General features: G+C 37.4%; 15 protein-coding genes. 6 read left to right on the top strand and 9 right to left on the bottom strand.

The window, feature by feature from the left end:
- Positions 1–467 precede the first annotated feature (467 nt).
- The 4 genes from CD112_RS07915 to CD112_RS07900 form a co-directional block, all read right to left on the bottom strand.
- Positions 468–1676, bottom strand: a complete 1209-nt coding sequence (locus CD112_RS07915) for an MFS transporter (protein ID WP_023014805.1) — start codon at positions 1674–1676, stop codon at positions 468–470.
- Between the two features lie 93 nt (positions 1677–1769).
- Positions 1770–2324, bottom strand: coding sequence for a TetR/AcrR family transcriptional regulator (locus CD112_RS07910; RefSeq protein ID WP_023014806.1), 555 nt, complete (start codon positions 2322–2324; stop codon positions 1770–1772).
- A 134-nt stretch (positions 2325–2458) separates the two neighbouring features.
- Positions 2459–3796, bottom strand: a complete 1338-nt coding sequence (gene cstB / locus CD112_RS07905) for a persulfide dioxygenase-sulfurtransferase CstB (RefSeq protein WP_103364116.1) — start codon at positions 3794–3796, stop codon at positions 2459–2461.
- Between the two features lie 37 nt (positions 3797–3833).
- The gene (locus tag CD112_RS07900) at positions 3834–4889 is read right to left on the bottom strand and encodes a DsrE/DsrF/DrsH-like family protein (RefSeq protein WP_103364115.1); all 1056 of its coding nucleotides are present in this window, start codon (positions 4887–4889) and stop codon (positions 3834–3836) included.
- Positions 4890–5039: 150 nt separating this feature from the next.
- Between CD112_RS07900 and cstR the strand changes: the two genes are divergently transcribed.
- From cstR to CD112_RS07870, 6 genes are all read left to right on the top strand, one after another.
- The gene (cstR, locus tag CD112_RS07895) at positions 5040–5300 is read left to right on the top strand and encodes a persulfide-sensing transcriptional repressor CstR (RefSeq protein WP_002480195.1); all 261 of its coding nucleotides are present in this window, start codon (positions 5040–5042) and stop codon (positions 5298–5300) included.
- Positions 5300–6055, top strand: coding sequence for a sulfite exporter TauE/SafE family protein (locus tag CD112_RS07890; RefSeq protein ID WP_070463055.1), 756 nt, complete (start codon positions 5300–5302; stop codon positions 6053–6055). Before cstR ends, CD112_RS07890 begins: the two co-directional genes overlap by 1 nt.
- Before the next feature lie 197 nt (positions 6056–6252).
- Complete coding sequence (locus tag CD112_RS07885) at positions 6253–6783, top strand: TetR/AcrR family transcriptional regulator (protein WP_070463058.1); 531 nt, start codon at positions 6253–6255, stop codon at positions 6781–6783.
- Positions 6784–6937: 154 nt separating this feature from the next.
- Positions 6938–7825, top strand: coding sequence for a beta-keto acid cleavage family enzyme (locus CD112_RS07880; RefSeq protein ID WP_023014809.1), 888 nt, complete (start codon positions 6938–6940; stop codon positions 7823–7825).
- 1 nt (position 7826) lies between these two features.
- A complete protein-coding gene (locus CD112_RS07875) occupies positions 7827–8795 on the top strand; it encodes a 3-hydroxyacyl-CoA dehydrogenase NAD-binding domain-containing protein (RefSeq protein ID WP_002480199.1) in 969 nt (322 codons plus the stop codon).
- A gap of 4 nt (positions 8796–8799) precedes the next feature.
- On the top strand, positions 8800–9279 hold the full coding sequence (locus tag CD112_RS07870; protein ID WP_070463063.1) for a thioesterase family protein: 480 nt from the start codon (positions 8800–8802) through the stop codon (positions 9277–9279).
- 327 nt (positions 9280–9606) lie between these two features.
- On the opposite strand, the gene CD112_RS07865 is transcribed toward CD112_RS07870, so the two are convergent.
- The 5 genes from CD112_RS07865 to CD112_RS07845 all read right to left on the bottom strand — a co-directional run bounded on the left by CD112_RS07865 (position 9607) and on the right by CD112_RS07845 (position 14432).
- Positions 9607–10266, bottom strand: coding sequence for a hypothetical protein (locus CD112_RS07865; protein WP_060803813.1), 660 nt, complete (start codon positions 10264–10266; stop codon positions 9607–9609).
- 166 nt (positions 10267–10432) lie between these two features.
- Positions 10433–11560 carry a zinc-dependent alcohol dehydrogenase family protein gene (locus tag CD112_RS07860; RefSeq protein WP_060803812.1) on the bottom strand — a complete coding sequence of 376 codons (1128 nt, stop codon included), beginning with the start codon at positions 11558–11560 and terminating at the stop codon, positions 10433–10435.
- Positions 11561–11774: 214 nt separating this feature from the next.
- On the bottom strand, positions 11775–12896 hold the full coding sequence (locus CD112_RS07855) for a M23 family metallopeptidase (protein WP_002480205.1): 1122 nt from the start codon (positions 12894–12896) through the stop codon (positions 11775–11777).
- 373 nt (positions 12897–13269) lie between these two features.
- A complete protein-coding gene (locus CD112_RS07850) occupies positions 13270–13611 on the bottom strand; it encodes a hypothetical protein (RefSeq protein ID WP_070463066.1) in 342 nt (113 codons plus the stop codon).
- A gap of 14 nt (positions 13612–13625) precedes the next feature.
- Entirely contained in the window at positions 13626–14432 is an 807-nt protein-coding gene (locus tag CD112_RS07845; RefSeq protein ID WP_023014816.1) for a metallophosphoesterase, read from the bottom strand.
- Positions 14433–14450: the final 18 nt, after the last annotated feature.

Genomic DNA, 14450 nt, shown 5'->3' with positions numbered 1-14450 from the left:
ATTTTGAACTTTGATATTTTGGTTGAAGTGTCATTATTCTCGAAAAGTATATAATATTATGTTAAATATTAGAATTAAAAAGTTGATTACACTTTATGCTTTGAAATTTTCATTCTAAAATCAACATATGTTTATTAATCAAGTTAATCAAACAAGAACAGTCATTTATTCTCCCATATTATTTTATGTTCGGCTATTACATACAGTAGTTTGATGCCTTAAGTACCCAAGCCTATGATATAAATCAAAATCATCAATTCTCATTTTTAAAATTTTCAGCTTATAATAACACTACAAAACACTTGTTTTTTAATTTTATAACAGCCCCTTTAAAATATACGATTTAGCTTATATCACTGCTTTCAGTTTTTTAGATTACTCATATTTACACCAAACTTTAATTGAAAAGCAAATAATTATCATAGTATATATGCATACACCTAACATATAAGCACGACTCTCTTTTTTTATTCTTCCTCAAAATCCTTCAACACATGTTTATTATCTTCTTGCAATTTACTGTATTCTGCTTCTGGCACTGGGTTATCTTTGAGTTTAAATTTAGGATAAATCCATAGCGCGCTTAAACTGATTAAACCAAATACAACAAAGGTTGCTTTGTAGTTTAGGAAAACAATTAGTGGTCCTGCTAGGATAGAACCGATTACTTGTCCGACTGCCAGGAGTAAGAAAGGAATGCCGATACCGATTGACGCATTTCTAACATAGACACGAATGCCCCAAACCATTAGTACACCTGTTAAGAAAATATAGCTAATGCCAAATAAAGAAGAGGCAATAAAAGGTGTAATCCATAACAACTGCGCAAGTGCGAGTAAAATGGATGCGGCAGAAATCGCAATCACACCTAAATTATAAGCAAAACGTATGCCTTTTTGCTCAATGATGTTGCCTGAAACACCTCCAATAATGCCGAAGACCCCAATTAAAATCCAGAAAATAGAGAGTTGAAAGTTTGTATAAAGATCTGTGGCTTGAACGAAAGATTTAGAGAATGTCCAAAATGGTGCAGTCGCAATACCTAGCAAGGTAGAAGCTAAAGCAATACGACTGCCATTTTTAACATCTAATAAATTAAATGAACCTGTATAAATTTCAAGAGGTTGATTTAAACTTGGAATAATTATAAAGTTCCACACCAACATAATAAGCGCGAGTACTGCATAAGAGAGATACATCGTTCTCCAATCTAAAAATGCGATCATTGCAGTGACTCCAGCAAGCATCAAACCAATACTTGTACCTGAGTTAATCCAAGTGTTCGCTTTACTTTGTTCCTCTAATTTAATCCATAATGAAATCACATAACCATAAGGTGGTGAGACGAATCCTGTACTAGCACCCGCAAATAACACACCTAAGGCAAGAATCATTAAATTAGGTGAGATACCAATTAAAATAAGTCCGATTAATACTGATAAACCTGCGGCCATAATCATATTTTTCGGCCCGACTTTATCAGTTTTAAATGTCGCAAAGATAATGGAGAAACAATAAGATAAATAGAACAGTGATGAAATTAAACCAGCCTGTGTCGGTGTCAGACTTAAATCTTGTGAAATATCTGGTAAAAACAAACCAAAGCTGAACCGACCCAGCCCATATGTCACAGCTATCATTAAAATACCAGGTATAACCAGCTTAGAAAACCTCATAAACTTCTCTCCTTTTAGATATAACGTTCATTCTATTTTAGTGTAAAAGAAAATCAGCATTTTTTAAATGCTGAAGTCTTATCTTTTTAAATTCTATTTGTATGCTGCTTCCCTTAAATACATCTCCGCAATACGTAATGCGTGATCTGTTGCTTTATCCACACCGACTAATGCGGTCATAGAAGTTGTGCCTTCTAATAGTAATGCATATTGAATCGCTAATGCTTCTTGATCTTCTAATCCTTGTTCTGCAGTGAGGTGCTCTAAATAATCTAATAAACGTTGTTTATGTCCTCTAGCAATAGAAACAATGTCTTGATTACTTTCAGCGTAATCTTCAATCGCTCTTAAGAACATATCACCTTTATAAGAATAATCTTTCAGCCACTTACAATGAGCTTTCACAATACAGGTTAGAGGTTGTACTTGTTTAGTTTTTGTATACTCATCTAAATATTCCCAATAGCGCGCTTCACGTTGTTTTAAAACCGCTTCTACTAACTTCTCTTTTGAATCAAAGTGATTATACAATGTCATTGTCGCAACGTTCGCTTCTTGAATAATCTGTTTCAATCCGACACCGTTGAATCCATATTCATAAAACAATTGTTCTGCGACTGCTAATAAATCGTTGCGTTTTTGAGACATAATCTTCACTCTTTCTTCATTATTTTCTTTAATCTATCTTACAAGTCTCTTTTATCTCTGTCAAAACAACTAAAAAACCGAACACCCTTAAACGAGTGCTCGGTTAGACTGGATTTTACCTATGCAATGATTACTTATTTTTTAAGAGAATCTGGAATTGCTTGGTAGCCTTCTCTTACGTTGATCACATCTGTGAAGCCTTTATTTTCTAAGATGCCAACTGCGATTGAACTACGTACACCTGATTGGCAATGTACATAGATCGGTGCGTCTTTATCAAATGGAACATCCGCATCTAGTAATTTACCGTGTTTGATGTGTTTCGCTTGGTCAAGATGACCTGCATCCCATTCATCATTTGTACGTACGTCTAATACATTTTCTTCTTTACCTGTCATGTCTGCACTGTGTACAGAAGGTGTCATGACATCGTATTTCGGTAATCGATAACCTGCGACACGATCATAACCGATTAATTGAAGTTGGTAAGCTGCTTGTTGTACTAAGTCGCGGTCACCGATTAAATCGATGTCTTTGTCGTAGTCAAGATACCAACCGATTTGGTTAATGAAGCCTTTATCAAATGGAATATTGATTGTGCCGTATTCATGACCACCATGATACGCTGAGCGTGAACGTACGTCGAATGCGAGACGGTCTGAATCTAGACTTGGATATACATCATATGGTGTATATAAGTCTGTTCCCATTTGGTTGATATATTTCATATGACCGAAATGATGTGGTGGATCAGGTTGTTCTGAAGTGAGTTGTTTCACGAATGCTTCTTTGTCATTCACATTGAATGCCCAGTTATTTACACGTTCATAACCGAGTGTAGATGTTGGGACAGCACCTAGTGATTTACCACAAGGACTGCCTGCACCATGACCTGGCCAGATTTGAATATAGTCTGGTAATTCACTCACTGATTGAATAGAATCATACATTTGTTTCGCACCTTTTTCAGTTGTGCCTTCAACTTGTGCTGCTTTTTCTAATAGGTCTGGACGACCGATATCGCCTACGAAGATGAAGTCACCAGTAAAGAGACCCATCGGTACTGAAGAGCCACCGCCTTTATCAGTGAGTAAGAAACTGATACTTTCTGGTGTATGACCTGGTGTGAATAACACTTCAATATCAATGTTACCTACATCAATATGATCATGGTCTTTCACAAATGTTGTGTTTTCAGGCATATTTTTGTAGCCGAATTGTTCTCCGCCTTCAGCTGAGACATACACTTGTGCGTTTAAGCGTTCAGCTGCATCACGGATACCTGATGCGAAGTCAGCGTGAATGTGTGTTTCAGCTGCTTTAGTAATTGTGAAGCCTTCATCATCTGCGACTTCAATATATTTAGATAAGTCACGTACTGGATCGATAATCATTGCTTCTCCTGTACGTTGACAACCGATTAAATAAGAGGCTTGTGATAATTTATTATCATAAAATTGTTTGAAAAACATTCTAAAACTCCTTTACTTATTTGTGTTTTGTCTCTCTTTAGATAAATAAGTTATGGCTTGCGTTTTGTGTGTCACCGATATAGCTTCCTACACCGCCGTATGACACTTCGTCACGTAATTCTTCTTTTTCAATGCCCATGACATCCATACTCATTGTGCAGGCAATCAATTTAATATCTTGTTCGATTGCTTTATCTAGTAATGCTGGAAGAGAATCCACATTTTTCTTTTTCATGACATAACGCATCATTAAGTTGCCTAAGCCGAACATGTTCATTTTAGATAACGGCATTTTCACTGGTGATTTCGGCAACATCATATCGAACATTTTTGCGATACCTTTTTTCTTCACGTTCGCTGGATTTTCTTTCTTCAACGCATTTAATCCCCAGAATGTGAAGAAGATTGAAACGTCACGACCTGCTGCTTTCGCACCATTTGCGATAATCAACGCAGCTAATGCTTTATCAAGTTCTCCGCTGAATAACACGATTGTTGTACCGTTTGCGGAATGTGAAACTTCCATTGCTTTTGGTTCTTCTTTTTGAATAATTGCTGTGACTTTTTCGTCATCTTGGTTAATACGTACTAGGGTATTACCTGTTTGTTTCACCCAGCTTTGAATGTCACTGTAGAAACCTGGGTCAGTAACTGTTGCTTCAACTTGATCACCTGGTTTAAGTTGTTTCATTTCTTGGCTTAAGTTCATGATAGGACCAGGACATTGTAAGCCACTGTAGTTTAATTGTTTGCGGTTATCTTTTACTTTCATTTCTGTACTTTCTTTAACTTCTGTATTATCGTCACCTTCACTATAAGCCACATAACCGCCATCTAGATTTACAACGTCATAACCTTGTTTGTCTAGATACTCTGCAGCTTTTAGACTGCGTTTACCGCTTCTACAATAAATATAGTACGTTTTATCTTTCTTCTTATCGAACTGTTCTATTTGATCGACTGGATATAATTCCGCACCTTTAATGTGCCCGTCTGCGTATTCTTCAGGTGTTCTGACATCGATTAATTGTCCATCTTTTGCTAAACGTTCAAAATCTTGATTACTGAATTCATTAATGTGTTGTGTTTTCATATACTCCCGTGTTGCCTCCCTTTCAAAAATACCTATAGGGGTATCTTAAAGCCTTTCAGGATAAATGTCAAATGCCCTAGGGGGTATTTGACAAAAATTCTTTTTCCAACTACAATAAAACTACTCAGTCTTAATATGGGGGTATTATGAATGAATTATGATCAAAAAATGATTAATCGTATTAAACGTTTACAAGGACAATTGAATGGCGTCGTGAAAATGATGGAAGAAGATAAAGATTGTAAGGATGTTATTACACAATTAAGTTCTTCTAAAAGCGCATTACAACGCTTAATGGCAGTAATTGTCAGCGAAAATTTAGTAGAATGCGTTAAAGCAGCAGAAGATAATAACGAAGATTCACAAGCCTTAATTGAAGAAGCAATCAACTTGCTTGTGAAAAGTAAATAATGGATATCGTGACTTTAATTACGATGCTCCTTATCGGGGTATTTGGCGGTTTAGTTTCTGGAATGGTCGGTATAGGTGGCGCAATTATTATCTATCCCGCTATTCTAATCATTCCGAGCCTTTTAGGTCTTCACACTTACACACCTTATCTCGCTTCAGGACTCGCATCCAGCCAAGTATTCTTCAGTACACTCAGCGGTTCGATTAAAGCGAAAAGCAATCCAGAATTCTCATTAAAACTCGTACTGTACATGGGTGCCAGCACGCTGATCGGGAGTACAGTCGGCGCTTTCTTTACACAATGGTTCAGTACGACTGCAGTAAATATTGTTTATATCGTGGTCGCAATTCTTGCGTTGGTGTTATTATTCATTAAAGTGAAACCGCAAGAAGGCACACCACACTTAAACCGTATGTTACTCATCTTATTCGGCATTGGTATCGGGGCCATTTCTGGTATTGTTGGTGCAGGTGGCTCGTTCATGATTATTCCAGTCTTGCTCGTATTCTTTAAATTACCGATGAATACCGTCGTCGCAAACAGTATCGTAATCGCATTTATCTCATCTATCGGTTCCTTTGTGATTAAACTCTTCCAAGACTTTATTCCTATCGCAGATGCGATTCCTTTAGTCATTGGTAGTATTATCTTCGCACCGATTGGTTTAATGATTGGTAAGAAATTACCAAGTGTCGTTCAAAAATGGATTATCAGTATATTAATAATCATCGCAGTCATTCAATTAATCTTTTAAATAGATGCCAAGTTCTGATATAGAGCTTGGTTTTTTATTTATACATATAGGTATCAGGGTATAAAATAAGCGTCCATATAGGTGTAACCCCCTATTTAAAGCAATAACTCAGGGTTAAACTTGTTTCTGTGAAGTTTTACGCTAAAATTAATAGTGAAGCGTTAAAACTACCTAGCTATATAGAAAGTGGTGAAATAATGGCTAAGAATCAAAAGCGAGAGATGTTATTACGAGCAGCAGCCGATATTGTGAATGAACAAGGTGTCAGTGCCTTAACACTTGATGCCGTAGCACAACGTGCAGAAGTGAGTAAAGGCGGACTCCTCTATCATTTCAATACCAAACAAGCCTTAATTCAAGGTCTAGTGGACCATGCGAATGAACTTTATAAAGAAAATGTTAATCATTATATTGATAACAAAAAAGAAAGTAAATGGCTCCATGCCTTTATTGAGGCAACACGTGAACATCGTAAAGAAAACAAAGCTGTGACTTCTGCCATTCTAGCAGCACAAGGTAATGATCGTAATTTACTCGGTCCCCTACAAGAAACCTATCAAGATTGGCAAAACCATATTGAATCGGATGGTTTAGACGCAGTGGATGCGACGATTTATCGTTTAGCTGTAGATGGCTTATGGCTATCTGAAATTTTCGGTTTAACATCTATCGACGAAGACATGCGAGAAGCTGTCTTAGATCGTTTAAAAGAATTAAGCAACAAATAAATAGAGGTACAACCCTTGTCATGAGAGGCTCTTACAAAAAAGAGACTCTCTTTTTTTATTTTTCTTAAACAAAGGGGGTTGAAATAAAACCGTCCAGTTGGTACACTAACAACCGTTGAAAAAAATAACTGAAACTCGGAGGGATAAATAGTCCATGAAAAAAGTAATGTTAACAGCAGCAATTACAGGCGCTGGCGACACAACAGAAAAAAATAAACATGTACCCGTAACACCTGAAGAGATTGCGGATGCCGCAATTAAATGTGCACGTGCAGGCGCAACAGTGGCACATATTCATGCAAGAGATCCAGAAACAGGTGGCGTAAGCCATGATGTTGAATTATATAGAGAAGCAGTACGTTTAATCCGTGAAGCAGATGAAGATATTGTGATTAATATTACTGCAGGCGGCGGTGGCGACTTCATCCCAGATATGCAGAACCCTTACCAAGCTGGAGAAGGTTCAGATATCCAAACACCAGATGAACGTCATGAGCCAGTTGGAGAATTATTACCAGAAATTTGTACACTAGACTGCGGTAGTGTCAACTTCGGAGATATGGTTTATATCAGCCCGACAGATTGGTTACGCCGTCAAGCACAATTAATCAAAGATGCAGGTGTAAAACCTGAATTAGAATGTTTCGATAGCGGTCATATCCGTTTTGCGAACCAATTAGTTTCTGAAGGTTTAATCGAAGGTGAACCAATGTATCAATTCTGCCTAGGTATTCCATGGGGTGCAGACAATGATGCAGAAACGATTGAATACTTCAAAACACGTTTACCAGAAAATGCTCATTGGTCAGCATTCGGTATCGGTAAAATGCAGTTGCCAACAGTAGAAGAAGCTGCGAAACGCGGCGGCAACGTACGTGTCGGCTTAGAAGATAACATCTATTTATCAAAAGGTGTTAAAGCGACAAACGAAGAACTAGTAGAAAAAGCAGTAGAAATCTTAAAAGGTTTAGATATGGAACCTATGACACCGCAAGAAGCGCGTGAAAAATACAATTTAACTCAGCCAAAAGGAGACAATTAAAATGAAATTTGCAGTAGTAGGAACAGGCGTTATCGGCAGTGGCTGGATCACTCGCATGCTTGCGCATGGTCACGAAGTGATCGCAACTGACCCAGGTGAAGGCGCACAAGAAGCAATGATGGCACAAATCAAACAAAATTGGCCATACGCTGAAGAAATGGGATTAGCAGAAGGTGCATCTTTAGATAATCTGACTTTCACACCACACTTAGATGAAGCTGTGAAAGATGCAGACTTGATTCAAGAAAATGTACCAGAAGTTGAAGAAATCAAAGCAAGTGTCTTAAAAGAAATCGACACTTATGCACGTCCTGATGCAATTATCGGTTCAAGTACTTCAGGTATTATGCCAACTGAACTGCAAGAAGGATTAAAACATCCAGAGCGTTTAGTTGTAGCACATCCTTTCCATCCTGTTTATATCTTACCGTTAGTTGAAATTGTACCAGGTAAAGAAACTGCAGAAGACACAGTTGTAAAAGCTGAAGAACTTTATGAAGGTATCGGTATGGACGTCTTACATGTCCGTAACGAAATCGAAGGACACATTGCGGACCGTCTTATGGAAGCTTTATGGCGTGAATCATTACACATCGTTAATGAAGGTATCGCAACTACTGAAGAAGTAGATAAAGCCTTCACTCACGCAGCAGGCTTACGTTACGCACAATATGGTCCATTCATGACATTCCACTTAGCTGGTGGTAATGGCGGTATGCGTCACATGTTGAAACAATTCGGTCCAGCACTTAAGAAACCTTGGACTAAATTAGTTGCGCCAGAATTAACAACTGATTTATACAACGCAGTTGTAGAAGGATGCGAAACAAGTTCACAAGGTTACACAATGTCAGAACTTGACCAAAAACGTAATGAATTCTTAGTGAAAGTGAAAAAACTTGCGCAAGAATATTGGCCAACTGAAACACCAGGTATGAAGAAACGTCAACCTCAATCACAGGGGGTATAAATTCATGACACAACTCTTTACGTATCAAGTGACAGTAAAAGACGAATGGCTCGATCATAATAATCATATGAACGATGCAGAATACAACCGTGTTTTCAGTAATGCGACAGATGCATATCTCGCTTACTTAGGTTTAAGCGAAGCTGAAATCGAGCGCCGTCATTACACAGTCTTCACTTTAGAAAATCATGAAACGTATCAAAAAGAAGTTAACAAAGATGAAGATTTGACGGTGACTGTACAACTTGTCGATCATGATGCGAAACGTCTTCATGCATTCATGACACTGTATGATCAAGCACAAGATGTATGTGCCACATACGAAGTCATGTTAATGGGCATTGATACAGACTCAGGTCGCCCAGCACCCTTCCCTGAAGACATCGCACAAAATATTGAACAAGATGCTGAACTAGTAGATAAAGAAGGATTAGACCAACCTAAAGAACTTGGTCGTCAAATCGGTATCAAACGTAAAAAATAAGAACAATACAACGAATCGATTAATATCACAATTTGCATAACACCCGAATGGGTTTCATATAGATAAAAAAGTTCCACTTGCGATAAGGTAAGTGGAACTTTTTGTATCTTATTATTGCTTTTATCATTCAAACCATCATTCAAAAAATTAGTACTGCCCTTTTAAAGATACATACTTACAAATCGCGATAAATCGAGGTTTATAAGACGTCCGTATCTCTTACTTCAGACAAACGTCAGTCTGACCTTTAATGCTAAAAAAGCGCCATGAACTCTTTGTTCAGGCGCTTTATCTTATGTACTATTTCGTACTTCTACTGTTTTGAATCTATCTCTGCATGATGTTTTCAATGGCTTCTATATCATGTTTTGAAGTATAGACTTTGATTGAAAAGCCGTTGGCTTTATCTGTATCGTAATACCAATTGCCATTTGAAATTTCATCAGGCCCATTATGAAAATCTGTGAAGTCATCTTTTGTCATTTTTCCAGGTACTACAAACACATGACTGACTTGATTGTTTGAATTATAACTGACACCGATATTGCCATATAATTCAGCTTTCTTGCCATCAATTGTTTTAGCACCTTCTGCACGACCATATTCTCTCTCTATCGCACTTTTGGTTTCCCCTATTTCAAAACCTTCATACCCCTCTGTATTAGGCGCATGCATATAACCTTGACTGAACATTGGTGAGTTCACATCAATCTCTACTTTATGCGTAGGTGGTAAATGTGACGCTCTAGGTTGTGCTTTACCAACTTGATTCGACCAAAATGCCAACACACCATAGAATAGTCCAGCGACCAGAGCTAAGAATACTAATACGAGTACACTACACCAAACGAAAGTTTTAATTCTGCCATGATCTTTTTGTTGATGTATGACCTCCGAACGAGAAAATTGACTTGGTGTACCACATTGAGTACAAAAAGCTTCACTAGACTGTAACGCATTTTTACATGTTGTACAGTATTTCCCCATATTCCTTCCTCCGATAAATCTTTTTCACAATTCAATTATATTTAAAACTTTGATAATTTTCTACATAAAACGTTTTAAGAAACTGTAAAGTTGTTAAAGAAAACTAAAAAAGTACCTCAGTTACCCTGAAGTACTTCAAAGTTTCACGTAAAACATAATACGATGACTAGTTCATTTTAATAATGATACGTCCCGCATCACCATTTGCGAGTTCGTCAAATCCTTCGTTAATCTCATCTAAAGTTAATGTTTTACTTATTAATGGATCGATATTTAAACGTCCTTTTTGATAAAGATTAGTAAAACGTGGTATATCTCTATCTGGAACACAACTGCCAACATAAGATCCTTTAATTGTTCTTTCTTCAGCAGCTAGCGTTACTTGTGGAAAGGCGAATTGTTGACTTGGATCTGGCAATCCTGTCGTAACAGTTGTGCCTCCACGTTTAGTAATAGCGTATGCAGTTTCCATTGCTAGTGTGACTCCTGCTGTTTCAAATGCATATTCTACACCGCCATCCACATATGATTTTATTTTATCTACTATATCTTCATCTTTAGAATTAAATACTGCTGTCGCGCCTAATTCTTTAGCAATATCAAATTTGTTTTCATTAATATCCAAAGCAATAATCTCATTAGCGCCTGCAAGTCTAGCTCCAATAATAGCATTTAAACCAATACCACCGAGTCCAACAATCGCGACGTTACTGCCTGGTCTGATTTGCGCTGTGTTCATAACAGCACCTATTCCTGTAATTACTGCACAACCAAAGACTGCCGCACGTTCAAACGGAATCTCTTTGTCTATTTTGACGATTGAGTTTTCAGAGACAACTGCGTATTCTGCGAAGCCTGAAACCCCTAAGTGATGGTGAACTTCACCTTGGTTGTTAGATAAACGAATACCACCCTCTAACATTTCACCTTTTTCATTCGATTCTGCACCGTTCTCACACAATGCTGGTCTTCCTTCACGACACGGGAGACAATGTCCGCAACTTGGTATGAAGACGCAAACGACATGGTCTCCTTTTTCGAAGCCAAGCACATCACTGCCAGTTTGTATAACTTCTCCAGCAGCTTCATGTCCCAACGCCATTGGCATAGGTCTAGGGCGACTGCCATTAATCACTGATAAATCCGAATGACATAGACCCGCAGCATGAATTTTTATAAGTACTTCGTGTGCACGAGGTTCGTCTAGTTCAAGTTCTTCAACTTTCAGTGGTTGCGATTGACTATAAGGCTGCTCACTTCCCATTTCATATAATACCGCTGCTCTTGTTTTCATAACTAACATCCCCTCTTTCTATTTCTCTCTACCCCCTTAGTACATTTTTTATACTTAACGCCTCCTTATACTCCCTGTAGTTACGCATTTATCAAATAAAAAAAGCTTCAATCGGAACTAAAACAAATAAAAAACGTTATCTCCGAATAAGCTTCAGAGATAACGTGAAAAGGTTATAAAATATGATTAATGATATCGAACTATAAGTTAATAATTATGCTCTGCTGTTGATGTAGCTGTCTGGGTTCACACTGTATTGGTTACCTACGCCACCTTGCATGCGTTGGAAGTGTAAGTGTGGTGCAGTTGAGTTACCAGTGCTACCTGATAGACCGATTTGGTCACCAGCACTAACATCTTGTCCTTGTTGTACATTTAAGCTGTTCATGTGCATATACCATTGATAGTTATTGCTGTTTTTCTCTTGGATTGTAACTTGGTTACCGCCACCATAGTTACTCCAGCCAGCTTGTGTTACTGTACCGTCTGTTAATGAGTAAACAGGTGTGTTTTCAGGCATACCATAGTCTACACCATAGTGAGCGCCGCCACCGTGATATTGACCATATGGTTGGATCTTAGGATGTTTAGTTAACCAACCTGCATCTTGTGCTGTTGCACCGTCTGCTTGGTTAGAAGGTGCACTGTCACCAGATGTTTGTGCTGCTTGGTCAGAACCTTGTGTTGAGCCGCCGCCTTGTTGTCCTTGAGCTGCAGCATTAGCTTGTGTTGTTTGTGGTGCTGGTGCTTGTGTAGCTTCAACATTTTGTGCTGTACCTGCATCAGATGTAGCGTTTTGTGCAGGTGCATATGTTGTATTATCTTGTGATTGGTTATATGTGTTTTCGTATTGTGCGTTTGATGTATTGTTGTTATAAGTTGCGTTATTTTCTGAAGCTTTGTTTGGATTGTTTGCGATATCTTCTGCTGATGGTGCTTCATTTACGTCATAACCATTTGCTTGAACATCTGAATTTGATGCATTTGCTGAATAGTTATTGTCATCGTATTGGTAGCTAGGGTTTAATAAACTTTGTGGGAAATAGAAATAGTGTGTTGCCCCTGCTTCATCTACGATAGTGAATTGATATTCTTTATTATCAAACATTGATTGGTCCCAATTGCCATCTAATGTGTGGTGGTAATTACCTTGTGTATCTTTCGTGAAGTATGATCCATATGAATAACCTTTAGTCTGATCTGCTGTCTGTTGTGCTTGTTGTGTTTGTTGCGGTGCAACTTGGTTATTTTCAGCTGCGTCTGCGTGGTGACTGATAAATCCTACTGAAGAAACTCCCAAACCTACAATAGTAGCTGTTACTAATTTATTCATCATGTAAACTCCCGTCCTTAAAAATTTTATTGATTCGTTAATACGTTTTTCGTTTTTCTCTCAATCAAAATTACAAGACTAAAGGTAACACGTGAAGTACACTAAATAAAGGCGTATAATTGTTTTGTAAACAAATGTATTTTGCATGTAATATAGTTACTGAAATATTACTACCTTGTAAGTACTGTGAAGACGGGGTTAAAACGCCGTTCTTCTTTTCCTTTGTTATCTCTTTATTACTATATTGAAATGTTTGAAACCCTTGATTTCCGGATATTTTAATAATGATTCTTGTGCGCAAAAGCCTTATAACCCCTGGATTTGCCTTACATTTTCAATTTCAAAACCGCTTCTCTTCCATCCTCTATCACACTAACTACATACTCTTATTGTTTTCTTTACTTTGTTGATAATATCGAAATATAAAATACAAACCAGCTAAAAAGAATAGGAAAAGTACGCCATTACCTATAACTTTCGCAATAATATATGTCATTAAGATAAAGGAAAGAAACGCTAAAGTAATAGAAATAATTAAAACCAACCATCTTGTACTATCACTATTTTCTCTTCCAAGAAACACTCGACTTAAATGCGTCTTATAAAAATCTATCAATTTCAGATACAACTTCAGCATTGCTCCAACTGCTACTATAAAATAAACACCAAACACAATGATTTTTAAAATGTTCCATATGAAACCCAACAGTTCATTCATGATGATAATCTCCTTTATATTTCTATCACCTGTAATGCATGACGCATTTCTTTATCAATATCTTTTGTCCGCCACTCTCTGAAGTAGCCTAATGAAACACAACTATAATGGATATTATCCTTTGTGATACTTCCTCTGAAATGAACATGTCCCATCAAACTATAGCGTATGGGATAGTCTTGATATAACTTCATAAAGTCAGAAGTTCCGATAAATGCGTTGAAGTAATCAAAAATACGATGCGGCATCGGCACTTTAAAACTAGGATCCGTCACCACATGTGTAATCAAAATAATATTTCTACCTTGAACCTTTTTCATATCCGCTTCTGCCAGTTCAGCAGCTTTACGAGATACTTCTCTATCCGGCATTCCCCAATCAACATGAACTTTATCTTGCCACGTTGCACCTTTAAAGCGTCTGCGTTCTAAATAATCTAAGCTATATTTAGGATTTGCGTAACTATAGTCATACCAACCGCTATTTCCGACAATTGCCCATTCATCATTAATAATGTAAGGATTGCCCATCAATTGTTCCGGCTTACTCATAAAGAAATCATGAATCACTTGTGTAGACGTACCATCTGTTGACCAATAATCATGATTGCCCGGAATAAAACGTACATCTATACCTGTTAATACTTCCATTTGTTGGATGAAGATATATGATTGTTGATGATCATTCGAAATATCTCCAGCAATCACTAACAAATCTAATTGCTCTTGTTTAACAAGCTGTGCTAAATGTTCTGTATATTGTGCTTCAGTATAATCAGAAGGGCGATCGATATGTAAATCTGAAATGACTCCTATTTTCATTTGTTTGATCCTTCCTCT

Source organism: Staphylococcus simulans (assembly GCF_002902285.1).
GTDB classification, from domain to species: Bacteria; Bacillota; Bacilli; order Staphylococcales; family Staphylococcaceae; genus Staphylococcus; species Staphylococcus simulans.
Note: the sequence above shows the minus strand (reverse complement) of the source record. Positions and strands in the feature narration are given on the sequence as shown.

What these genes read in the sequence shown, in the direction of transcription:
- CD112_RS07865 (WP_060803813.1), bottom strand. Translation starts at nt 10,266, where the DNA reads ATGGGGAAATACTGTACAACATGTAAAAATGCGTTACAGTCTAGTGAA.
- CD112_RS07900 (WP_103364115.1), bottom strand. Translation starts at nt 4,889, where the DNA reads ATGAAAACACAACACATTAATGAATTCAGTAATCAAGATTTTGAACGT.
- CD112_RS07845 (WP_023014816.1), bottom strand. Translation starts at nt 14,432, where the DNA reads ATGAAAATAGGAGTCATTTCAGATTTACATATCGATCGCCCTTCTGAT.
- CD112_RS07875 (WP_002480199.1), top strand. Translation starts at nt 7,827, where the DNA reads ATGAAATTTGCAGTAGTAGGAACAGGCGTTATCGGCAGTGGCTGGATC.
- CD112_RS07890 (WP_070463055.1), top strand. Translation starts at nt 5,300, where the DNA reads ATGGATATCGTGACTTTAATTACGATGCTCCTTATCGGGGTATTTGGC.
- CD112_RS07850 (WP_070463066.1), bottom strand. Translation starts at nt 13,611, where the DNA reads ATGAATGAACTGTTGGGTTTCATATGGAACATTTTAAAAATCATTGTG.
- CD112_RS07860 (WP_060803812.1), bottom strand. Translation starts at nt 11,560, where the DNA reads ATGAAAACAAGAGCAGCGGTATTATATGAAATGGGAAGTGAGCAGCCT.
- cstR (WP_002480195.1), top strand. Translation starts at nt 5,040, where the DNA reads ATGAATTATGATCAAAAAATGATTAATCGTATTAAACGTTTACAAGGA.
- CD112_RS07880 (WP_023014809.1), top strand. Translation starts at nt 6,938, where the DNA reads ATGAAAAAAGTAATGTTAACAGCAGCAATTACAGGCGCTGGCGACACA.
- cstB (WP_103364116.1), bottom strand. Translation starts at nt 3,796, where the DNA reads ATGTTTTTCAAACAATTTTATGATAATAAATTATCACAAGCCTCTTAT.
- CD112_RS07910 (WP_023014806.1), bottom strand. Translation starts at nt 2,324, where the DNA reads ATGTCTCAAAAACGCAACGATTTATTAGCAGTCGCAGAACAATTGTTT.
- CD112_RS07870 (WP_070463063.1), top strand. Translation starts at nt 8,800, where the DNA reads ATGACACAACTCTTTACGTATCAAGTGACAGTAAAAGACGAATGGCTC.
- CD112_RS07855 (WP_002480205.1), bottom strand. Translation starts at nt 12,896, where the DNA reads ATGATGAATAAATTAGTAACAGCTACTATTGTAGGTTTGGGAGTTTCT.
- CD112_RS07915 (WP_023014805.1), bottom strand. Translation starts at nt 1,676, where the DNA reads ATGAGGTTTTCTAAGCTGGTTATACCTGGTATTTTAATGATAGCTGTG.
- CD112_RS07885 (WP_070463058.1), top strand. Translation starts at nt 6,253, where the DNA reads ATGGCTAAGAATCAAAAGCGAGAGATGTTATTACGAGCAGCAGCCGAT.